Here is a 20,790-nt window from a genome sequence, read left to right as displayed (position 1 = left end):
CGGGCGGCTAGCATCCGCCCATGTCGATGATCGAGCAGATCTCCCTGGGGGTGGCCGACGACCGTCGCGCCGGCCGCTTCTGGGCCGCCGCCCTCGGCTACGTACGACGGCCGCCCCGCTACGACGGCGACGAGTGGATCGTCCTCGAACCGCCGCCCGGCGTGCCCGGCGCGGCGATCGCGATGGACGTCAGCCAGAGCCCGCCGGAGGAGTTCCCCCGCGTCCACCTGGATCTGGACGCGGGGGACCGGGACCTCGACGAGGAGGTCGAGCGGCTGCTGGGGCTGGGCGCGCGACGGGTCGACTGGCGGCACTACCCCGACGAGCCGGAGCCCGGCCAGCGGCCGTACGTCGTGCTGGCCGACCCGGAGGGGAACCGGTTCTGCGTCTCCGGGCACCGGCGGGCCGGCACCCACTTCGGTTAGGTCGGCGTCGGAGTCCCTGGCCTTCGACACCCGCCCCCCGGCCCGCAGCCGGGCAGGGCCCCCGCACCGGGGGCCCTGCCGTCGCGCCGTCCTCCGCACCGGAGGCCGGCCGGGATGCGTCGGGTGACGTGGGCACCGTCCCCGACGCGGGTGGTCGCGCCCCGCCCGCCCCTTCCCGTCACCCCCGCCGCCGCGCCCGAGCGGTCGCGTCGGCCTGCCGGGGCGGCCCGATCCGGCCCGCCGACGCCGCGCGGGTGGTCAGCGGCACCGTCACGGTCAGCAGGGCGCCGTCCCGCTCGATCGGGGTCGGCCGGCCCAGCCGGCGTACGGTGCGCAGCATCGGGGCGTTCTCCGCGTGCACGTGCAGCAGCACGGCGGCGTACCCGGCCCGGTCGGCGTGACCGAGCAGCCGGCGCAGCAGCGCCGAGCCGAGACCGCGCCGCTGCCAGTCGTCCCGGACCAGCAGGGCCGCCTCGGCCTCGTCCCCCTCGCCGAGGAGGTTCGCCATCGCGACCACCGACTCCGCCGCCGCCCCGGAGCCTGGGACCGTAGCGACCAGGCTGACCCCCCGGACCGGGTCCAGCAGCCGACGCAGCCGCCCCGGCGACGGGCACCCCGCCCCGCTCAGGTAGCGCCGCTGCCGGCTGCGCGCCGAGCACGCCTCGTGCAGTTCCACCACGCCGGCCAGGTCGTCCACGGTCGCCGGGCGGACGACCGTCTCGGACGAGTCGGGCAGCACCAGGGTCACCCGGTCGGCGTCCCGCCGGGCGAGGCCGCCCGCCAGTTCGAGGAGCGCCTGCGCCCGGGCGTACTCGGCCGGGGTGAAGCTCGGTTGGAGCCGGCGCAGCTCGTACGCCCCACCGGTCGGGTCGGCCAGCAGCATGGTCGACGCGCCGACCCCGCCGCCCGGGCCGGCCGGCGTCGGCCGCCAGCTCACCTCGTCCGCGCCGAGCAGGACGCGCAGCGCCTCCCCGGTCGCCTCCGGGTCCCGCACCAGCCGGGTCGCCAGGCCCAGCACCCGGGTCGGCTGGTCCACCAGGCCGCGCGCCTCGCTGCGCGCCACCCAGCAGTCCCGCCCCCGGCCCCGCTCCACGGCGGCGACCAGGTCCGCCTCGCCGAGCGCGTCCGGCGCGTCGACGAGGAAGTCGTCGACCGCCCCGGCCTCGGTGGTGTGCACCTGCACGGTGAGGATGTTGACCCCGCGCAGGGCGAGGCTCGCCGTGAGCACCGACAGGTAGCCCGGCCGGTCGTCCACCGTCGCTCGGATCCGCCACAACGCCATGTCCACTCCCTTCCCCGCTACGACACTGCCGGGCGGCTGTTGCCACGTCGTTGCCCGGCGGTGACACCCCGGGAACCGGCGGCCAAGCTCAGGTGACGCTGGTCACCGCCGCCGGGCCGACCAGGTCGAGCCGGTCGCCGAGGATCACCGCGCCGGCCCGGACGAGCTGGGCCAACCGGTCCACCTCGGTGGCGTGGAACGCGGCGGCGGTCAGCGGCTCGGTGTGGTCGCGGGCGACGACCAGCACCAGACCGGCCCGCCCGAACGGCGCGACCGCGTAGTGGGTGCCGTCGGCGCCGGTCAGCGCCCGGGCCCGCAACGGGGTCACCTCGGGCAGCCGGGGCGGTTCGGGCGCCCGCCAGCTGGCCTGCCCGACGGTCGGCGTCCCGCCGCCGCCGCGCGAGGCCCAGTCCAGCGGCACCACCGCGGCCACCGCCCAGTCGGCGCCGAGCAGGCCGGGCACCGCGTCGACCAGGGTGGCGACCCCGTCGGTGGGGTTCGCGGCGACCTGGGCGAGCAGTTCGGCGTCCTGCCCGGTGGTGGTCGGCGCGCCGATCGCCCGCCACACCCCGTCGACGCGTACCCCGGGGATGGCGGCCAGTCCGGCCAGCAGCCGCTCCACCCGGGCGGCGCCCGGCCAGACCACGGTGAAGTCGTCCACCGCCCGCCCGCCGAGCCGTTCCAGGACGACGACCTGGACGATGTCGGCGCCGGAGACGCCGAGCGTGCGGGCCACCTGGCCGAGCGTGCCGGGTCGGTCCGGCAGGGTCACCCGAACTCTCAGCAACATGTCAGTCCCTCCGCTCGGCGGGCCGGCCGTGGCGGCCGGCAGGCTGGGCACCAGCCTGCCGGTTGACCATTTCGCCCCCGTTTCGCTGGCATGTCCCGAGCGGAAAATCCGACCTTGACAACAAAGCTGAGCTGCCATCAACTATTCGGATGACCGATCCGGCCGTCGACGCGCTCCGGCCTGGGAGTTCTCCGGCCTCCCCCGCCGCGTCCCCCACCGATCGCCCGGCCGCCGGGACGGACGCCGCCGGCGCGCGCGACGGCTCCCCGAAGGGGCTGGACCTCGACCGGCTCGCCGGCTACCTGGCCGCGCACCGGCCCGAGCTGGCCGCCGCACCGCTGACCGCCACCCTGATCGCCGGCGGCAAGTCCAACCTGACGTACCTGCTGCGCTCCGGCGGGCACGAGGTGGTGCTGCGCCGCCCGCCGCTGGGCCACGTGCTGGCCACCGCGCACGACATGGCCCGCGAGTTCCGGGTGATCTCGGCGCTGACCCCGACCGCGGTGCCGGTCCCCGCCGCCCTGCTGCTCTGCGACGACCCGGACGTCGTCGGCGCGCCCTTCTACCTGATGCAGCGGGTGCCCGGCGAGGTGTTCCGCAGCCGCGCCCAGACCGACCCGCTCGGCGAGGCGCGGCGGCGCGAGCTGGCCCTGGCGATGATGGACACCCTCGCCGCGCTGCACAGCGTCGACCCGGCCGAGGTCGGGCTGGCGGACTTCGGCCGCCCCGAGGGGTACCTCGGCCGGCAGGTGCGCCGCTGGGCCGGACAGCTCGACCGGTCCCGCAGCCGCCCGCTGCCCGGCATCGACGAGCTGCGCGACCTGCTGGCCGGCAGCGTCCCGGAGGGGGCGAACGCCGGGCGGATCGTGCACGGCGACTACCGGCTGGACAACCTCCTCGCCACCGTCGACCCGGTCTCGGTGCGCGCGGTGCTCGACTGGGAGATGGCCACCCTGGGCGACCCGCTGGCCGACCTGGGGCTGCTGCTGACCTACTGGGACGTGCTCGGCGACAGCGACCTCGCCGCCGGCAACCCGGTCGCCGACGGGATCGGCCCGCGCGCCGGGTTCCCCACCGGGGCGGAGCTGATCGAGCGCTACGCCGGGCGCAGCGACGTCGACGTCGGGCCGCTGCACTGGCACGTGGCGCTCGGCTGCTTCAAGCTCGCGGTGATCTGCGAGGGCATCCACTACCGGCACACCCTCGGGCAGACCCTCGGTGCCGGCTTCGACCGGATCGGCGACATGGTCGCGCCGCTGGTCGCGCACGGCCTGCGCGCGGTCCGCACGTCGTGACGGCCCCCGGGTACGCCGTGCCCGGGCCGCGCCGCCGGTCCGCCACCGGCTGAGACCGTCGCCGCGGCTCCTGCCCCGCCCGCCCCGGGCTGCGGGTCAGGCGGAGGCGCGGTGGATGAGCTGGGTGTCGAGCAGGATGTGTGGGCTGGGGATCTCCTCGCCCCGGATGCGGGCCACCAGCAGCCGCGCCATCTGCCGGCCCATCTCCTCCACCGGCTGGAAGACCGTGGTCAGGGGCGGGTCGGCCTGCCGGGCGACCGGCGCGTCGTCGAAGCCGATGACCGCCACGTCCTCCGGCACCCGGCGGCCCGCCTCGCGCAGCGTCTTCAACGCGCCGAACGCCATCAGGTCGGAGGCGACGAAGACGGCGTCCAGATCGGGGCAGACCTCCAGCAGCCGACGCATCCCGGCCGCGCCGCTGCCCTCGCTGAAGTCGCCGTACACGATCATGCGGGGGTCGACCTCGGCCCCGGCGGCCCGCACGGCGTCGCGGTAACCGGCGAGGCGGGCCAGGCCGGCGCCCATGTCCTGCGGGCCGGCGATGGTGGCGATCCGCCGCCGCCCCCGGCGGGCCAGGTGCTCGACCGCCTGCCGGGCGCCGCCGACGTTGTCCACGTCGACGAACCACGAGGGCCGGGCCCCGGGCTGGAGCATGCGCGCCGGCCGGCCGCCGAGCACGGTGGGCAGGTCCCGCTCCTCCAGCAGCGTGGGCAGCGGGTCGGAGTCGTGCAGCGAGAGCAGCAGGACCCCGTCGACGTGCTGGTTGGTCAGGTGGTGCTCGACCCGTTCCCGCTCGATCGGGGACTGCACCATGGCGAGCCAGAGCTGCAGGGGCGTCTCCAGCAGCCCGGAGCTGACACCCCGCACGATGCCGGCGAAGAACGGCTCGGTGAAGACCCGCTCGCCCGACTCGGAGACCACCAGGGCGACCGAGTCGGTCCGCTGGGTGACCAGAGCCCGGGCGGCGCGGTTCGGGACGTACCCCAGCTCGGCGATCGCCTGTTGCACGGCGGCCCGGGCCTCGGGGCTGACCTGGGGTGAGCCGTTGACCACCCGGGAGACCGTGCCGCGGCCGACACCCGCGCGGGCGGCGACCGCGTCGAGTGTCGGGCGCCCGAGCGACCGGGTGCGCTGCGTTGTCATCGTCTGCTCCTCCGACGTCGGGCGGGCCCGCCACCACCCCGGGGAGGGGGTACGGGGGCGGGACCGCCCGGAAAGCTGCTGGCCTTCGCCTATTGTGCGGCCAGACCGTTGCGTCGGATCACCTCGGCGTACCACCTGGCGCTGGACTTGGGGATACGGGCCTGGGTGTCGTAGTCGACCCAGACCATCCCGAACCGCTTGGTGTAACCCCAGGCCCATTCGAAATTATCCATCAGCGACCAGGCGAAGTATCCCCGCAGGGGCACCCCGGCCTCGATCGCCTCGTGCGCCGCCCGCAGGTGGGCGTCGAAGTAGGCGAGCCGGTCGACGTCGTCGACCCGCCCGTCCACCACCGCGTCGACGAAGGCGGAGCCGTTCTCGGTGACGTACAGCGGGAGGTCGGTGTACTCCTCGTGCACCCGGCGCAGCGTCTCCACCAGGCCCGGGGCGTCGATCTCCCAGTCCATGTCGGTGACCGGGACGCCCCGGGTGACGAACCGGACGTCCTCGCTGCCCGGCCAGCACGACGGGGCCCGCCAGTACTTCTCCGGCTCCGCCCCCTCGACCGGGGCGGCCACCACGTGCCGGCTGTAGTAGTTGACGCCGACCAGGTCCAGCGGGGTGGAGATGACCGTCAGGTCGCCCTCGCGGACGTGCCCGAAGTCGGTGACCTCCCGCAGGTCGGCGGCGAGGTCGGCCGGGTACGACCCGCGCAGCACCGGGTCGAGGAAGAACCGGTTCGCCAGCGCGTCGATGCGGCGGGCGGCGTCGACGTCGCCGGGGGCGTCGCTGGCCGGGGTGACCGGGTACAGGTTGACCGTGATGCCGAGCTGCGCCTGCGGCCGGCTGGCGCGCAGCGCCTGCACCGCGAGGCCGTGGCCGAGCATCAGGTGGTGCCCGGCGCGGACCGCGTCCGCCCCGTCCGAGCGGCCGGGGGCGTGCACGCCCGAGCCGTAGCCGAGGAACGCCGAGCACCACGGCTCGTTGAGCGTGGTCCAGTACTTCACCCGGTCGCCGAGGGCGTCGGCGACGAGCTGGGCGTAGTCGGCGAACCGGCCGGCGGTGTCCCGGGCCGGCCAGCCCCCGGCGTCCTCCAGCGGCTGGGGCAGGTCCCAGTGGTAGAGGGTCAGCCAGGGCTCGATCCCGTTCGCCAGCAGCTCGTCGACGAGCCGCCGGTAGAAGTCCAGGCCCTCGGCGTTGGCCGGGCCCGAGCCACCCGGCTGCACCCGCGGCCAGGACACCGAGAACCGGTACGACTTCAGGCCCAGGTCGGCCATCAGCCGCACGTCGTCGGGCATCCGGTGGTAGTGGTCGCAGGCCACGTCCCCGGTGTGCCCGGCGACCACCCGCCCTTCGGTGTGGCTGAACGTGTCCCAGATCGACGGGGCACGGCCACCCTCGGTGGCCGCCCCCTCGATCTGGTACGCGGCGGTCGCCGCGCCCCACAGGAAGCCGGGCGGGAAGGTCAGTTCCGGCCCCTGGTCGAGTACGCCGACGGCGGGCGGATGACTCGGGTTGCTCACGACTTGACGGCACCTTCCATGATCCCGCCGATGATCTGGCGGCCGAACAGGATGAACACGAGCACCAACGGCACGGTGCCGACGGCGGTCGCGGCGAACACCTGCGAGTAGTCGGTGTAGTAGGCGTACGACAGGAACGCCAGCGACACCTGCAGGGTCGGGTTCTCGGGGGTGAGCACGGCGTACGGCCACAGGTAGGAGTTCCAGGTCTCCATGAAGGTGAGCAGGCCGAGCACGGCGGCGGCCGGGCGCAGCGCGGGCAGCACGATGTTCCAGAAGATCCGGAAGGTGCTGGCCCCGTCCACCCGGCCCGCCTCGATCAGCTCGTCGGAGATGGCCTGGGTGGCGTACTGCCGCATCATGAACACGCCGAACGCGCTGACCAGGAAGGGCACGGTCACCGCGTAGAGGGTGTCGTACCAGCCGAAGTCCTGGATCATGCCCCAGAGCGGGATGAGGCCGAGCTGGGTCGGGATCATCATGGTCACGATGATCGCCAGCAGCAGGATGTTGCGGCCCCGGAAGCGCAGCTTGGCGAAGGCGAAGCCGGCCAGCGAGCCGGTGATCACCACGGAGACGGTCACCACCGTGGAGACGATCAGCGAGTTGACCAGGCCGGTGACGAAGTTCGCCGCCTCGTTGTCCAGCGCCCGGCCGAAGTTGTCGCCGAACGAGCCGGCCGGGGTGAACGGCGGGGGCACGTCGTTGATCGAGTCCAGGCTGCGGGTGGCGATGACCACCATGTAGTAGAAGGGATAGATCGAGAAGAGCACCGCCAGCACGAGGGCCACGTACATCAGCGGGCTGGTGCGCCACAGGCGCTGGGAAGCCGAGTTCACGGGTCGCTCCTCACTTGACCGTACGGCGGACGAGCAGGAAGTTCACCAGTGAGACCAGGGCGATCATCACGAACATCGCCCAGGCCACCGCGGCGCCGTACCCGGCGGTGTTCAGGTTCTCGATGCCCAGTTCGTACATGTACATCGCGAGCGTCTGGAACTCGCGCTGGTCGCCACCGATGATGTTGCCGTTGGCGAAGACCAGCGGCTCGGTGAAGAGCTGGAGTCCACCGATGGTGGAGAGGGTGACCACGAAGACGAAGGTCGGGGTGAGCATCGGCAGGGTGATCCGCCAGAACTGCTTCCACTGGCTGGCCCCGTCGATCGCCGCCGCCTCGTAGAGGTCCTTCGGGATCGCCTGCATGCCGGCGAGCAGGATCAGCGTGTTGTAGCCGGTCCAGCGCCAGTTGACCATGGACGAGATGGCGGTCCAGGAGCTCCACTTCTGCGCGTCCCAGTCGACCGGGTCGACGCCGACCAGGCCGAGCAGCCAGTTGAACAGGCCGAAGTCGCGCTGGAAGAGCATGCCGAAGACGATCGCCACGGCCGCGACGGAGACCACGTTCGGCATGAAGATGGCCATCCGGAAGAACGTGCGGGCGCGCAGCAACGTCCGGTTGAGCAGGGTCGCCAGGAAGAGCGCCAGCAGCAGCTGCGGGACGGTCGACAGCAGGAAGATGCCGAACGTGTTGACCGTGGCGTTCCAGAAGTACTCGTCGGTGAAGAGCCGGGTGTAGTTGTCGAACCCGATGAAGCTGTGCTCGCCGATGAGGTTCCAGTCGTGCAGCGACATCCAGGCGGTGCGCAGCATCGGGTAGAGCCCGAAGATCGAGAACAGCACGAAGAACGGGGCGATGTAGAGGTACGGGGAGACCTTGAGGTCGAGGCGGTTGAGCGTCAACGCCCGGCTCCGGCGCCGGGTGGGAGGGGGCGGCGGCGCGGCCGGTGACGGCGGCGCGCTCGTGGCCGACAGGCTCATGCGGTGTCCTTTCCCGGCGCCGGCGGGGCCGGTGAGGCGGGCGGTACGTGGAACGGGACGCCGCCGGTGGCGTCCGGGAGACCCGGACGCCACCGCCGGTGGTGGGTCAGTGATCAGAAGGCGCCCTGGGTCTTGGCGTCCTTGGTGAACTGCTCCCAGGCCTTGTCCTTGGGCGACTGCCCGTTCTCGTACGACCGCAGCGCCGGCTCGAAGGCGTTCTCCTTCACCGCCTGGTGCTTCGGGCCGAGGTGCAGCGGCTGGATCTTGGCGACGCTGTCACCGAAGATCTTGCCGGTCGGCGCGTTGTTGAAGTACTCGTTGGTGTAGGCGAGGAACTCCGGGTTCTTCAGCGCCTCCAGGTTGGTCGGCAGCGGGCCCTTGGCCTTGAACGCCGCCACCTGGCTCTGCGCGTTGGTCAGGTACTCGGCGAGCTTCGCCGCCTCCTTGGGGTGCTTGCTCTGGGTCGGCACGGCGAGCCAGGAGCCGCCCCAGTTGCCCGCGCCGCCGGGGACCGGTGCCACGTCCCACTTGCCCTTGTTCTCCGGCCCGGAGTTCTCCTGGACGATGCCGAGCATCCAGGACGGGCAGAAGGTCGCCGCGAAGGTGCCCTGCTTGAAGCCGGCCGACCACTCCGGCGACCAGGTGGCCGTCTCGGCGGTGATGTTGGCGTCGGCCATCGCGATCGCGGTGTCCCAGGCGGCCTTCACCGAGGCGCTGGTGTCGGCGACGACGTTGTCCTGCTTGTCGTAGAACAGGTCGCCGCCCTGCTGGAACATCACCGCGCTGGAGGCGGTGGTGACCGAGTCGAGCATGCCCTTGCCGGTCGCGGCGCGGTACTTCTTGCCGGTCTCGATGAAGGCGTTCCAGTCCGGCCAGAGGGCCGCGACCTGGTCCCGCTCGGTCGGCAGCTTCGCCGCCTGGAAGAGGTCACGGCGGTAGCAGACCGCCAGCGAGCCCACGTCGGTCGGCAGGCCGATCAGCCGGCCGTCCGGCGCCTTGCCGAGCTCCCACTTCCAGGGCAGGTAGTCCTTGCTGTGGTCGGACACCAGCGGGCCGAGGTCGGCCCAGTTGGCCGGGTTGGCCTTGAACTCGTTGAGGATGCCCTCCTCCAGGGCGACGACGTCGGCCGCGCCCTTGCCGGTGGCGAGCGCCCGCACGATCTTCGGGCGGTACTCGTTGAGCTGCGCGGTCTTGCGCAGCTCGACCTTGATGCCGGTGTCCTTCTCGTACTGCTTGACGATCTCGTCGTATCCGAACTCGCCGAAGGTGTCCACGACCAGCTTGGCGGGCTTGCCGCCGGACTCCGTGGCGTCGTCGTCGTTGCCGCAGGCCGCGAGACCGCCGATTGCGGTCACTGCGGCCAGGGCGGCGGCCGCAAGGCGGGTACGCCGCGTGGTGACGCTCATCCTGACCCCTCTTTCAGTGGTGAGGCTGGGTTTGGGTGTGGTGGGGGGTGCTCTTCGCGCTCCCGCGCCGGCCGGCAGGGACCGGTCGGCGGGCGACTGCGGGGTGACCCGCACCACGCCGTGGGAACGCTCCCATGAGATTGCCGGGGCATGACAGGGGTGTCAATAGACCATTGGGAGCGTTCCCAGATCGTTACCGCCGATGGCGTTTCCCGCGCCCGGTGTGGTGCGGAGGGATCAGCAGAAGCGACGCAGCAGCGTGCTGGCGCGACCCGGGTCGAAGAACTCCGGGTCGAAGCCGGGCGGGACCCACTCCCGCATCGCCTCGTGCTCCGGATGCGCCGGGTCGGCGAGCGCGCTCAGCAGCACGGCGTAGCCGGACGGACCGCCGACGTCCTCCGGCGGGCAGGCCCGCGCCCCGTCCAGACAGACCGGGTAACGCTCGCCCTCCTCGGCGGTGAAGGCGTCCTCGACCACCAGGTCGTGCTCCCACCAGTCGCCGAAGTCGTACGTGTAGCGCAGCCGGCTGCCCTTGCCGAGCACCGCGTCGAGGCGGCTGTCCAGCTCGTCGCGGAGCGACAGCTCGCCGTCCGGGTCCGGTTCGCCGTACTGGGTGCCGTCGATCTCGAACGAGTGCAGGTGGCAGTCCCGCCACCCCATGGCGTGCTGCACCACCCGGTGCAGCCGGTCCAGGGTGTAGCCGCCGGGGACCAGCACCCGCCGCCAGACCGGCGGGCGCACCCCGGCGAGGGACATCTTCAGCTGGAAGATCTGACGTGGCATGCTGTCCCCTCCTCCCACCGCATAGGCTGCCGGCATGATCTGCCGAGCCTGCCGGGACCGGCGGCACGACCGCTGCCCCGGCCGGAAGTGGTGCGACTGCCAGCACCGTACCCCCGGACCCACCCCTCCGGTCACCGGTCCGGCCGGCGAATGAGCGTCGGAATGCCGATCCGCCGGATCTGGCCGGCGCCCGCGTCGCCCCCGTTGGACGACGCCGAGCTGACCGCGCTCTACGGCCGCGCCGAGGGCCCCCACCTGCGGGTGAACTTCGTGGCCAGCCTGGACGGCGCGGTGACCCTCGACGGCTACTCCGCCGGGCTCTCCGGCGAGCCGGACAAGCGGGTCTTCGGCCTGCTCCGGATGCTCTGCGACGGGCTGGTGGTGGCCGCCGGCACGCTGCGGCACGAGGGCTACCGGGCGGTGCGGCTGAGCGCGCCGCGCCGGGACTGGCGGCGGGAGCACGGCCTGGCCGAGTACCCCACCCTGGTCGTGGTCTCCGGCTCCCTGGCGCTCGACCCGGCCCAGGCCGCGTTCGCCGACGCGCCGGTGCGGCCGGTCGTGCTGACCACCGAGGCGGCCACCCCGCCGGCCGGGCTCACCGACGTGGCCGACCTGGTCCGCGTCGGCGCGGAGACGGTCGACCTCGCCGCCGGGCTGGCCGAGCTGCGCCGCCGAGGGCTCGGACAGCTGCTCTGCGAGGGCGGCCCGCACCTGTTCGGCGCGCTCACCGCCGCGGACCTGGTCGACGAACTCTGCCTGACCGTCGCGCCGCTGCTGGCCGGGGCCGGTCCGGGGCGGATCACCGCCGGTGAGGCCGGGGCGGCCCGGCCCCTGCCGCTGCGGCACGTGCTGGCCGCCGACGACGGGACGCTGATGCTGCGCCACGCCCGCGACCAGGCCGCCGCCCCACCCGCCGGCTCCGCGCCGGCCGCCTGACACCGCCCGCCCCGGCCCGGCCTGCCCGCCCCGATCGGCGCCGCCCGGCCGTCCCGGTGCGCGCCGCCCTGGTCCCCGCCCACGCCGGTCCGGCCGGGCGTCTCCGGTGGCGCAGGACGCACGCCGCCCGACCGGCCGCACCGGGGCACACGCCGTCACCCGCCGGTGACCGGCCGCGAGGACCCCGGACGAGCCGGCGTGGCGTCCGCCGCGTCGCGTGGCGACCTGTCGTACACCTCGGGCAGGATGCAGGGCGTGCGCCCTGACCGAGACGAGCAGCTGACCGGAGCCCCCCGATGACCGACGACCTGCTCGACGGCCCGGGCGAGGCGGTCGGCCGCGTGCTGGGCACCGCCGACGCCACCCCGCTGACCTTCTGGACGGCCGTCTCCCCCGACAGCTACCTCCAGCTCGACGACGTGGTGGTCACCCGCCGCGAGCTGCCCGACCGGGAGCCGGTGACCATCGCCGGGGTGGTCACCCAGGTCCGGGCGCGGCACGAGGGCGCCCAGTTCGACTCGGACGTCTTCGCCATCGCCGACGGCACCCTCCCCGCCCAGGTGCAGGAGGCGGCCGAGGTCACCACCACCCGGGTGGACCCGGAGCTCTACGTGCCGCCCGCGCCGGGCGCGGCGGTGTTCCGGGCCGAGGGCGACGCCCGGGCCCGGGCGCTGCACTTCGACCGGATGGAACGGCGGATCCCGATGGGCATGGGGCGCGACGGCGTCCCGGTCTACCTCAACGCCGACTTCCTCGACGGCAGCCGGGGCGCGCACGTCTCCATCTCCGGCATCTCCGGCGTGGCCACCAAGACCAGCTTCGCCACCTTCCTGCTCTACTCGGTCTTCCGCTCCGGGGTGCTCGGTGGCGACGCGGTCAACGCCAAGGCGCTGATCTTCAACGTCAAGGGCGAGGACCTGCTCTTCCTCGACCACCCCAACGCCCGCCTCGACGACGGGCGGCGTACGCGAAGCTCGGGCTGGACGCCGGGGCCTTCCCCGACGTACGGGTCCACGCCCCGCCCCGGGTCGGCGACTCCTCCGGCACCCCCGACGTGAGCAGCCGGCTCACCGGCGTGGACAGCTTCTACTGGACGCTGAGCGAGTTCTGCGCCGACCGGCTCCTGCCGTACGTCTTCGCCGACGCCGACGACGAGCGCCAGCAGTACACGATGGTGGTCCACTCGGTCGCCGCCCACCTGGCCCGCTACGCCCAGCCCGCCGACGGCGGGGTGAGCGTCGACGGGGTCCGGCTGGGGTCGTACGCCGACCTGGTCGACCACATCGTCGAGCAGCTCAACGACGACGAGACCCGGGGCGACTGGGCGGGCAGCGCGGTCGGCCTGGGCACGGTCAACGCCTTCGCCCGCCGGCTGATCGGCAGCAAGAAGGACCTGGGCCGGCTGATCCGCGGCGACCTGGCCACCCGCCGCCCGCACTCGATCAACACCGCGGAGAGCGCCCAGGTCACCGTGGTCGACCTGCACAACCTGCCGGACCGCGCGCAGCGCTTCGTGGTCGGCGTGACGCTCAAGAGCGAGTTCGAGCGCAAGGAGAAGTCCGGCACCGCCAAGCCGCTGCTCTTCGTCGTCCTGGACGAGCTGAACAAGTACGCCCCCCGCGAGGGCTCCTCCCCCATCAAGGAGGTGCTGCTCGACATCGCCGAGCGGGGCCGCTCCCTCGGGGTGATCCTGGTCGGCGCGCAGCAGACGGCGAGCGAGGTGGAGCGGCGCATCGTGACCAACTCGGCGATCCGGGTGGTCGGCCGACTCGACCCGGCCGAGGCGTCCCGTCCCGAGTACGGCTTCCTCCCGCCGGCCCAGCGCCAGCGGGCGCTGCTGGCCAAGCCGGGCACCATGTTCGTCAACCAGCCGGACATCCCGGTCCCGCTCTGCCTGGAGTTCCCCTTCCCGGCCTGGGCGACCCGGGTCTCCGAGGCGGGCCGGCCGCCGTCGCAGACGCTGCGCTCGATCACCCAGTCGGCCGACCCGTTCGCGGTGGTCGGTTCGGGCTCCTCCGACGACGACATCCCGTTCTAGGGGCCGGCCACCATGAAGATCCTGCACACCTCGGACTGGCACGTCGGCAAGGTGCTCAAGGGGCAGTCCCGCGTCGACGAGCACAAGCAGGTGCTCGCCAACGTCATCGAGATCGCCGTGGCCGAACGTCCCGACCTGGTCATCGTCGCCGGCGACCTGTACGACACCGCCGCCCCGACACCGGAGGCGACCCGGCTGGTCACCCGGGCGTTGACCGCGTTGCGGCGTACCGGGGCGGACGTGGTGGCGATCGGCGGCAACCACGACAACGGCCAGGCCCTCGACGCGCTGCGCCCCTGGGCCGAGGCCGCCGGCATCACCCTGCGCGGCAGCGTACTGGCCAACCCGGCCGAGCACGTCGTCGACGGGGTGACCCGCGACGGCGAACGCTGGCAGCTCGCCGCGCTGCCGTTCCTGTCCCAGCGCTACGCCGTGCGCGCGGTGGAGATGTACGAGCTGACCGCCGCCGAGGCGACCCAGACGTACGCCGACCACCTGGGCCGGGTGCTGACCCGGCTCACCGAGGGCTTCACCGAGCCGGACCGGGTGCACCTGGTCACCGCCCACCTCACCGTGGTCGGGGCGAGCACCGGCGGCGGCGAGCGGGACGCGCACACGGTGCTCGGCTACGCGGTCCCGGCGACGGTCTTCCCGACCACCGCGCACTACGTGGCGCTGGGCCACCTGCACCGCTCGCAGCGGGTGATCGGGCCCTGCCCGGTGCGCTACAGCGGCAGCCCGATCGCGGTGGACTTCGGCGAGCAGGAGAACGTCCCCTCGGTGACGCTGGTCGAGGTCACCGCCCGCACCGCCGCCCAGGTACGCGAGGTGCCGGTGCCGGCGGCGGTGCCGCTGCGCACCGTCCGGGGCACGCTGGCCCAGCTCGCCGAGGCGACCCCGCCGGAGGGCTGGCTGCGGGTCTTCGTCCGCGAGCAGCCCCGGGCCGGGTTGCGCGAGGAGGTGCAGGAGCTGCTGCCCCGCGCGCTGGAGATCCGGATCGACCCGGATCTGGTGCCCGCGCCGGGCAGCGGCACCCGGATGGCGCAGCGGGCCGGCCGCTCCCCGCGCGAGCTGTTCGCCGACTACCTGGACAGCCGGGGCCACGACGACGACGGGGTGCGGGACCTCTTCGACGAGCTGTTCGAGGAGGTGGAGCGCTGATGCGGCCGATGCGGCTGGACATGGCGGGCTTCACCGTCTTCCGTGACGAGACCACCGTCGACTTCACCGACGCCGACTTCTTCGTCCTGGTCGGCCCGACCGGCTCCGGCAAGTCCACCGTGCTGGACGCGATCTGCTTCGCCCTGTACGGCACGGTGCCCCGCTGGGGCGGGACCCGGGGGTTGGCCAACGCGCTCGCGCCGTCGGCCACCGAGGCCCGCGTCCGGCTGGTCTTCGAGTCCGCCGGCGACCGCTACGTCGCCACCCGGGTGGTCCGCCGCGACGGCCGGGGCAACGTCAAGACCGCCAATGCCGGGTTGCAGCTCATGCCGCCCGGCTTCGACGTCACCAAGCTCGACACCGGGCTGAGCCCGGAGGATCTGGGCGAGGTGGTCGCCGGCACCCCGGCCGAGATGGAGCAGGCGGTGCTGGAGGCGGTCGGGCTGCCGTACGAGCAGTTCACCTCCTGCGTGGTGCTGCCGCAGGGGCAGTTCGCCGACTTCCTGCACGCCAAGCCGGCGACCCGGCAGCAGATCCTGGTCAACCTGCTCGGCCTCGGCGTCTACGAGGAGGTGCAGAAACGCGCCACCGAGCGGGCCGGGCAGGCCGAGGCGAAGCTGGAGGCGGTCGACCGGATGCTCGCCGGGCTGACCGACGTCGACGACGCGACGCTGGCGGCGGCCACCGCGCAGGTGGAGCGGATGCGGGAGCTGTCCGGGGCGGTCGCCGCCGCCGTACCCGAACGGGAGCGGGCGCGGGCGGCGGCGCGCGAGGCGGCGGCGGCGCTGGCCGCCCTCGACGCCGACCTGGCCGGGCTGGCCGGGGTGCGCGCGCCGGACGGGGTGGCCGAGGTGGCCCGCGCGGTGCTCACCGCGCGGGCGGCGGCCGAGGCGGCGTCGGCCGCGGTGGCGCTGGCCGAGGAGCGCGAGGAGAAGCTGCGCGGCGAACTCGCCGCCGCCGGGGACGAGAGCACCCTGCGGCTGCTGCTGCGGGCGCACGGCGACCGGGAGAAGCTGGCCGGCGAGGCCGAGACGGTCCGCGCGGCGGTCGGCGCGGCGCAGGCCGAGCACGACGCGGCGGTGGCGGCGCTGGCGGCGGCCCGGGAGGCGGCGGCCCGGGCCGAGGCCGACCTGGAGGCGGCGTTCCGCGCCCACGAGGAGGCGAAGGCCACCGACCAGGCGGTCGCCCTGCGGGCGCACCTGTCCGACGGCGGGACCTGCCCGGTCTGCGAGCAGACCGTGGCCCGGGTGCCGGCGGTGCCGGCGGGCTCGGCGGTGGCCGCGGCGACCGCCGCCGGCAAGGCCGCCCGGGCCGCCACGACCCGCGCGCAGGCGCTGGTGCAGGAGCGCGACGCGGCCGCGCGGGACCTGGAACGGGTGCTGGTCCACGCCCGCGCCCGCGCCGACCAGCTCGCGGCCCGGCTGTCCGAGCTGGACGGCCAGCTCGCCGGGGCCGCCGCGCCGGCCGCGCTGCGCGCCGCGCTGGACGAGCACGCCCGGCTGCGCTGGGCCCTCGACGAGGCGGCGACGGCGGTGCGCGCCGGCCGTGACGCCGCGCGCCGGGCCCGGGGCGCGGTCGACGCGGCGGAGGACCGGCTGCGCGCCGCCTGGCGGGGCTTCGACGCCGCCCGCGACGGGTTGGCCCGGTTCGGTCCGCCGGCCGCGGACCGCGACGACGTGGCGGGCGCCTGGACCACCCTGGCGGAGTGGGCCGGCGAGCAGGTGCGGCAGCGCCGTGCCGAGCGGGTCGGGCTGGCCGCGTCGGTGGCCGAGGCGGAGGCCGCCGCCGGCGCGGTCGAGGACCGGATCGCCGGGCTGCTCGCCGACGCCGGGCTGCCGCCCGAGGACGACCCGGCCCGGGCCGTCGCGGTGGCCTCGGAGCGTGCGGAGGCGGAGCGGCGGCGGTTGCAGGAGCGCCGCGAGCAGGCCGGAGAGCTGCGGGAGCAGCGGGCCGAGCACGAGCGACGGGCGCGTACCGCCCGGGCGCTGGCCGGGCACCTGCGGGCCAACAACTTCGAACGGTGGCTGCTGGCCGAGGCGCTGGACCTGCTGGTCGACGGCGCGTCCCGGATCCTGCGCGAGCTGTCCCAGGGCCAGTACGACCTGGTGCACGACAAGGGCGAGTTCTTCGTGGTCGACCACCACGACGCGGGGCTGCGGCGAGCGGTGCGCACCCTCTCCGGCGGTGAGACGTTTCAGGCGTCGCTGGCCCTGGCGCTGGCGCTGTCCGAGCAGCTCGCCGGGATGTCCACCACCGCGGCGAGCCTGGAGTCGATCGTGCTGGACGAGGGCTTCGGCACGCTGGACGCGGCCACCCTGGACACCGTGGCGGCCACCCTGGAGAGCCTGGCCGCCCGGGGTGACCGGATGGTCGGCGTGGTCACCCACGTGCCGGCGCTGGCCGAGCGGATCCCGGTCCGCTACGAGGTCCGCAAGGACGCCCGCACGGCCCGTGTCGAGCGGACCGGCCTGTGACGGCGCGGCGGGACCGCGCCGTGGCGGGCGACCTCCGCGCGGCGGGCCGCGGCCGAGCGGCCCGCGACGTGCGACCGGCGGGCCGCGTCGGGCCGGCGGGCCGCGGCCGACCGGCGGGTCGGTGGCCGGTGCGGGCGGGGGCGGGGGCGGCGTGAGCGGGCCGAAGCTCTTCGTGGACGCCTGGGACCCGTCCTACGGCGCGTCCTTCGAGGCGGCCCCGGGCGGGCCGGCCGCGCCGAGCAGCGCCCAGGTCGACGCGGACGTCGAGCTGCCGGTGGTGGACTGGCGGGCGATCGGTCCCCGGCCGGGCCTGCGCGCCCCGGACGTGGTGCTGCTCGTCGACGGGGTACGCCGGATCGACGCCAGCGTCTGGACCGCCGAGGACGACGGCGCCTCGTTCCCCGGCGTCGCCGCCTCGTACGCGGCCGGGGTGGTCCGCTGCGACCTGGAGCGCGGCGCGGCGGAGCTGGCCGGGGCGAAGGTCGGGCGGGGCCTGTTCACCGCCAGCCCGTCGGCCGAGGAGGTGGTCTGCGGGCGGGTGCGCTACCCGGTGCACCGGGTCGGCGGGGCGGGTGAGCTGAGCAAGCTGCCCGCCGCCGTGCAGGGGCCGCTGACCGCCCTGGAGGTGGAGGTCTCCGACGCCGCCCGCACCGACGGGGACCTGCTCGTCGTGGACGGTCCGCTGCGCGCCCGCCGGCAGCTGCCCCGCACCCTCGGCTACATCAAGACCCAGCACAGCCAGTACCTCGACGCCCGGCTGACCGCCGTGGTGACCGCGCTGCGTCCGGGCGAACGGTCCCCGGTGTTCCGCCTCGGCACCGCCTGGGGCGGCTGGTCGTGGTACCTGCGCCTGCCGGTCGCGGCCGGCGCGCCGTGGGCCGGCATCGTGCGGATGGAGTGCTCGGCGGAGCTGCCGCCGCCGGAGGCGATCGCGCTGGCCGACCTGTCGCTGGTCACCCTGCCCCGGTTCGCCTCCTCGCCGTACAAGGACCCGCGCGCCCCGCAGAACCTGGTGCCGATCGCCGGGCTGGAGCGGCGGCTGCGCGCGCTGCTGGGCGACGCCCGGCTGCTGCACCGGGCGCTGACCATGGCGACCCGGGGTCGCGGGGCGCGACGCTGATGGGCCGCCGCCGTGGCGACGACCGGGTCGTCGCGCCGGTCGACACCGGCCGGGCCGAGCTGGTGCCCGATCCGGACCGCCCGCGCTCGTGGACGCTGCTGCTGGACGGCGCGCCGCAGTCCCACGTGGACCTCGACGACCCGACCCACCTGGAGTTCGAGTACGTCCGCCGGCTCGGCGCGGCGCTCGACCTGCTCGCCCCGGCCGGCGCACCGCTGCGGGTGCTGCACCTGGGCGGTGGCGCGCTGACCCTGCCCCGGTACGTGCAGGCCACCCGCCCGGGGTCCACCCAGCGGGTGTCCGAGCTGGACGGCGCGCTGGTCGAGCTGGTCCGCCGGGAGCTGCCCTGGGCGGCCGATCCCCGGCTGAAGGTGCGGATCGCCGACGCCCGCGCCACCCTGGCCGCCACCCGCGACGGCGCGTACGACGTGGTGGTCGCCGACGTCTTCGCCGGCGCGCGCACGCCCGCCCACCTGACCAGCGTCGAGTACGCCGCCGAGGTGGCCCGGGTGCTCGCCCCGTCCGGCTGGTACCTGGCGAACCTCGCCGACGGCCCGCCGCTGCGGCACGCCCGCGCCCAGGTCGCCACGGTGCGCCAGGTGCTGCCGCACGCCTGCCTGGTCGGTGACGCGGCGGTGCTGCGCGGGCGGCGCTACGGCAACCTGGTGCTCGTCGCGGGCCGGGTGTCGCCGCCGGTGCCGGAGCTGACCCGGCGCGCTGCCGGTGACTGGTTCCCCGGGCGGGTGCTGGCCGGCGCGGAGCTGGACCGGTTCGCCGGCGGTGCGCCGGTGGTCCACGACGTGGACGCCGTCGACTCCACCCCACCGCCGCCCGGAATTTTTTCGGTACGCCGTTGATCCGCCGGGCCGACCCGCACGTACCTTGGGGCGGCCCTCCCCGTGGGCCCGCTGATGTCATAGGACAGCAGGAGGTCTGCATGAGTGCGGTCGCGGCCGGCTTGCACGGCGAGATGGCCAGGCCAGGGTGGATGTTCGCCCGGGCCCAGCCCCAGCCCCGTGCCTCCAGGTCGGCCCGGGGGGTCGACGCCGGACCCACCGCTCGCCAGAATGGCCCGGTGACGCCGCGACCGGCGCCCGGACGCCACCAGGCGGTGTCCCCTGAGGCCAGTCACTCCGACCAGCTGATCCGGCTGCTCTACGCCGAGCACGCCGGGCCGCTGCTGATGTTCGTGATGCGGCTGACCGGCGGTGACCGGCAGCGCGCCGAGGACATCGTGCAGGAGACCCTGCTGCGGGCCTGGCGCAACGCGCACCGGCTGGGCGCCCAGGGCCAGGGCTCGCTGCGCCCGTGGCTGGTGACGGTGGCCCGGCGGATCGCCATCGACGAGCACCGCAGCGAACAGGCCCGCCCGGCCGAGACGTACGACCGGGACCTGACCGCGTTCGCGGAGGCGGACAGCACCGACCGGGTGCTGCGCACCATGACGGTGGCGGACGCGCTGCGTACGCTGAGCCAGTCCCACCGGGAGATCCTGGTGGCGACGTACTTCCGGGGCCGCACGGTGCCGGAGGCGGCCGAGGAGCTGGGCCTTCCGCTCGGCACCGCCAAGTCGCGGGTCTACTACGCGCTGCGCGCCCTGCGCACGGCTCTGCAGGAGAGGGGGGTGACGGAATGAGCCGGGCCGAACACATGGACGTCGCCGCGTACGCGCTCGGCGTGCTGGACCAGCAGGACACCGAACGGTTCGAGGAGCACCTCGCCACGTGCTGGGCCTGCGCCGCCGAGCTGGAGACGATGGTGCCCGTGGTGGGGCTGCTCTCCGACATCGACGGCGAGACGATGATGGCGATGGAGCACACGGCGACGGATCCGGCGCTGCTGGACCGTACGCTGGTCGCGGTGCGCGCCCACCGGCGGCGCGCCCGGTTCCGTCAGGTGCTGTCGATGGCCGCCGCGGTGGTGGCGGTCGGCGCGCTCAGCGGCATCGGCGTGGCGGTCCTCGGCGTCGGTGAGGGCGGCGACCAGGTGATCGCCGAGCCGACGGTCTCCGCGCCGGCGGTGGACGGGCCGCCGACCCCGCAGCCGACCCGGTCCGGGCCCGGCGCGGGCGGCCCGAACGAGATCCCGGGAGAGCAGCACGACGCCACCGACGGCAGCACCGGGGTGAAGGCCACCATGTGGCTGGCCAACAAGGAGTACGGCACCTGGATCGGGTTCAACCTGACCCGGCTGCCCGGCCCGCGCACCTGCCGGCTGGTGGTGATCCGCAAGAACGCCACCACCGAGGTGGTCTCCACCTGGTCGGTGCCGGGTGGCGGGTACGGCACCAACAGCAACCCGCAGGACCTCCAGTTGGAGGCGGCCACCTCGGCGCCGAAGAACGACATCGCGAAGTTGCAGGTGCAGTCGGTGGACGCGAACGGGGTGGCCAGCCCGCTGGTGACCGTCGTCCCCTGATCCCGCGACGCACCGATCGGCGTCGGCCCCGCGTGGGCCGGCGCCGTTTCGGCGTTCCCGCCGGTACGGGGCCGGATGTGCCGGTACACGTAGCGGTGCCCGGTTCGGTTCAACGGATTTTAGTGAAATTGCCCACGGTCGATCGTTCAACCTTGACAGTGGACCCTCCGTACTACTC

At 74.5% G+C, this 20,790-nt stretch carries 17 protein-coding genes and 1 pseudogene; 10 read left to right on the top strand and 8 right to left on the bottom strand.

The window, feature by feature from the left end; all coding sequences use genetic code 11:
* The first annotated feature begins 20 nt into the window (after nt 1-20).
* Nucleotides 21-425 carry a VOC family protein gene (locus GA0070614_RS24265; protein WP_088978126.1) on the top strand — a complete coding sequence of 135 codons (405 nt, stop codon included), beginning with the start codon at nt 21-23 and terminating at the stop codon, nt 423-425.
* Between the two features lie 178 nt (nt 426-603).
* Here GA0070614_RS24265 and GA0070614_RS24260 read toward each other — a convergent pair whose 3' ends face one another.
* Both GA0070614_RS24260 and GA0070614_RS24255 read right to left on the bottom strand, forming a co-directional pair.
* Entirely contained in the window at nt 604-1,707 is a 1,104-nt protein-coding gene (locus GA0070614_RS24260) for a GNAT family N-acetyltransferase (protein ID WP_088978125.1), read from the bottom strand.
* Nucleotides 1,708-1,795: 88 nt separating this feature from the next.
* Entirely contained in the window at nt 1,796-2,497 is a 702-nt protein-coding gene (locus GA0070614_RS24255) for an ACT domain-containing protein (protein ID WP_088978124.1), read from the bottom strand.
* Between the two features lie 149 nt (nt 2,498-2,646).
* Between GA0070614_RS24255 and GA0070614_RS24250 the strand changes: the two genes are divergently transcribed.
* On the top strand, nt 2,647-3,792 hold the full coding sequence (locus GA0070614_RS24250) for a phosphotransferase family protein (RefSeq protein ID WP_088978123.1): 1,146 nt from the start codon (nt 2,647-2,649) through the stop codon (nt 3,790-3,792).
* Nucleotides 3,793-3,888: 96 nt separating this feature from the next.
* Here the strand turns inward: GA0070614_RS24250 and GA0070614_RS24245 are convergent, their stop codons facing one another.
* The 6 genes from GA0070614_RS24245 to GA0070614_RS24220 all read right to left on the bottom strand — a co-directional run bounded on the left by GA0070614_RS24245 (nt 3,889) and on the right by GA0070614_RS24220 (nt 10,465).
* The gene (locus tag GA0070614_RS24245; RefSeq protein WP_088978122.1) at nt 3,889-4,935 is read right to left on the bottom strand and encodes a LacI family DNA-binding transcriptional regulator; all 1,047 of its coding nucleotides are present in this window, start codon (nt 4,933-4,935) and stop codon (nt 3,889-3,891) included.
* Nucleotides 4,936-5,024: 89 nt separating this feature from the next.
* On the bottom strand, nt 5,025-6,458 hold the full coding sequence (locus tag GA0070614_RS24240) for a GH1 family beta-glucosidase (protein ID WP_088978121.1): 1,434 nt from the start codon (nt 6,456-6,458) through the stop codon (nt 5,025-5,027).
* Nucleotides 6,455-7,297: a carbohydrate ABC transporter permease gene (locus GA0070614_RS24235; RefSeq protein ID WP_088978120.1), complete on the bottom strand. Its 843-nt coding sequence runs from the start codon at nt 7,295-7,297 to the stop codon at nt 6,455-6,457. Before GA0070614_RS24235 ends, GA0070614_RS24240 begins: the two co-directional genes overlap by 4 nt.
* A gap of 10 nt (nt 7,298-7,307) precedes the next feature.
* Nucleotides 7,308-8,276, bottom strand: a complete 969-nt coding sequence (locus tag GA0070614_RS24230; RefSeq protein ID WP_088978119.1) for a carbohydrate ABC transporter permease — start codon at nt 8,274-8,276, stop codon at nt 7,308-7,310.
* A gap of 113 nt (nt 8,277-8,389) precedes the next feature.
* Nucleotides 8,390-9,682 carry an ABC transporter substrate-binding protein gene (locus GA0070614_RS24225; RefSeq protein ID WP_088978118.1) on the bottom strand — a complete coding sequence of 431 codons (1,293 nt, stop codon included), beginning with the start codon at nt 9,680-9,682 and terminating at the stop codon, nt 8,390-8,392.
* A gap of 237 nt (nt 9,683-9,919) precedes the next feature.
* Complete coding sequence (locus GA0070614_RS24220; RefSeq protein ID WP_088978117.1) at nt 9,920-10,465, bottom strand: plasmid pRiA4b ORF-3 family protein; 546 nt, start codon at nt 10,463-10,465, stop codon at nt 9,920-9,922.
* A 150-nt stretch (nt 10,466-10,615) separates the two neighbouring features.
* On the opposite strand from GA0070614_RS24220, the gene GA0070614_RS24215 reads away from it, so the two are divergent.
* The 8 genes and pseudogenes from GA0070614_RS24215 (at nt 10,616) to GA0070614_RS24180 (ending at nt 20,612) form a co-directional block, all read left to right on the top strand.
* Nucleotides 10,616-11,401: a pyrimidine reductase family protein gene (locus GA0070614_RS24215; protein ID WP_088978116.1), complete on the top strand. Its 786-nt coding sequence runs from the start codon at nt 10,616-10,618 to the stop codon at nt 11,399-11,401.
* Between the two features lie 296 nt (nt 11,402-11,697).
* Nucleotides 11,698-13,439: pseudogene (locus tag GA0070614_RS24210) on the top strand (ATP-binding protein).
* Between the two features lie 12 nt (nt 13,440-13,451).
* A complete protein-coding gene (locus tag GA0070614_RS24205; RefSeq protein WP_088978115.1) occupies nt 13,452-14,600 on the top strand; it encodes an exonuclease SbcCD subunit D in 1,149 nt (382 codons plus the stop codon).
* Nucleotides 14,600-17,074, top strand: a complete 2,475-nt coding sequence (locus GA0070614_RS24200) for an AAA family ATPase (RefSeq protein ID WP_088978114.1) — start codon at nt 14,600-14,602, stop codon at nt 17,072-17,074. Before GA0070614_RS24205 ends, GA0070614_RS24200 begins: the two co-directional genes overlap by 1 nt.
* Before the next feature lie 151 nt (nt 17,075-17,225).
* Nucleotides 17,226-18,194: a hypothetical protein gene (locus GA0070614_RS24195; protein ID WP_088979632.1), complete on the top strand. Its 969-nt coding sequence runs from the start codon at nt 17,226-17,228 to the stop codon at nt 18,192-18,194.
* Nucleotides 18,194-19,051, top strand: coding sequence for a spermidine synthase (locus tag GA0070614_RS24190; protein WP_088978113.1), 858 nt, complete (start codon nt 18,194-18,196; stop codon nt 19,049-19,051). Before GA0070614_RS24195 ends, GA0070614_RS24190 begins: the two co-directional genes overlap by 1 nt.
* A gap of 80 nt (nt 19,052-19,131) precedes the next feature.
* A complete protein-coding gene (locus GA0070614_RS24185; RefSeq protein WP_088978112.1) occupies nt 19,132-19,830 on the top strand; it encodes a sigma-70 family RNA polymerase sigma factor in 699 nt (232 codons plus the stop codon).
* Entirely contained in the window at nt 19,827-20,612 is a 786-nt protein-coding gene (locus tag GA0070614_RS24180; RefSeq protein ID WP_088978111.1) for an anti-sigma factor family protein, read from the top strand. Before GA0070614_RS24185 ends, GA0070614_RS24180 begins: the two co-directional genes overlap by 4 nt.
* Nucleotides 20,613-20,790: the final 178 nt, after the last annotated feature.

Origin of the sequence: Micromonospora coxensis (genome assembly GCF_900090295.1) — a bacterium.
GTDB classification, from domain to species: domain Bacteria; phylum Actinomycetota; class Actinomycetes; order Mycobacteriales; family Micromonosporaceae; genus Micromonospora; species Micromonospora coxensis.
The sequence above is the reverse complement of the archived record's forward strand: the minus strand, read 5'-3'. Positions and strand labels throughout refer to the sequence as shown.

Excerpts from the sequence above, each read along its gene's own strand:
- GA0070614_RS24265 (WP_088978126.1), top strand. The coding sequence starts at position 21 with ATGTCGATGATCGAGCAGATCTCCCTGGGGGTGGCCGACGACCGTCGC.
- GA0070614_RS24260 (WP_088978125.1), bottom strand. The coding sequence starts at position 1,707 with ATGGCGTTGTGGCGGATCCGAGCGACGGTGGACGACCGGCCGGGCTAC.
- GA0070614_RS24255 (WP_088978124.1), bottom strand. The coding sequence starts at position 2,497 with ATGTTGCTGAGAGTTCGGGTGACCCTGCCGGACCGACCCGGCACGCTC.
- GA0070614_RS24250 (WP_088978123.1), top strand. The coding sequence starts at position 2,647 with ATGACCGATCCGGCCGTCGACGCGCTCCGGCCTGGGAGTTCTCCGGCC.
- GA0070614_RS24245 (WP_088978122.1), bottom strand. The coding sequence starts at position 4,935 with ATGACAACGCAGCGCACCCGGTCGCTCGGGCGCCCGACACTCGACGCG.
- GA0070614_RS24230 (WP_088978119.1), bottom strand. The coding sequence starts at position 8,276 with ATGAGCCTGTCGGCCACGAGCGCGCCGCCGTCACCGGCCGCGCCGCCG.
- GA0070614_RS24225 (WP_088978118.1), bottom strand. The coding sequence starts at position 9,682 with ATGAGCGTCACCACGCGGCGTACCCGCCTTGCGGCCGCCGCCCTGGCC.
- GA0070614_RS24220 (WP_088978117.1), bottom strand. The coding sequence starts at position 10,465 with ATGCCACGTCAGATCTTCCAGCTGAAGATGTCCCTCGCCGGGGTGCGC.
- GA0070614_RS24215 (WP_088978116.1), top strand. The coding sequence starts at position 10,616 with ATGAGCGTCGGAATGCCGATCCGCCGGATCTGGCCGGCGCCCGCGTCG.
- GA0070614_RS24205 (WP_088978115.1), top strand. The coding sequence starts at position 13,452 with ATGAAGATCCTGCACACCTCGGACTGGCACGTCGGCAAGGTGCTCAAG.
- GA0070614_RS24200 (WP_088978114.1), top strand. The coding sequence starts at position 14,600 with ATGCGGCCGATGCGGCTGGACATGGCGGGCTTCACCGTCTTCCGTGAC.
- GA0070614_RS24190 (WP_088978113.1), top strand. The coding sequence starts at position 18,194 with ATGGGCCGCCGCCGTGGCGACGACCGGGTCGTCGCGCCGGTCGACACC.
- GA0070614_RS24185 (WP_088978112.1), top strand. The coding sequence starts at position 19,132 with ATGAGTGCGGTCGCGGCCGGCTTGCACGGCGAGATGGCCAGGCCAGGG.
- GA0070614_RS24180 (WP_088978111.1), top strand. The coding sequence starts at position 19,827 with ATGAGCCGGGCCGAACACATGGACGTCGCCGCGTACGCGCTCGGCGTG.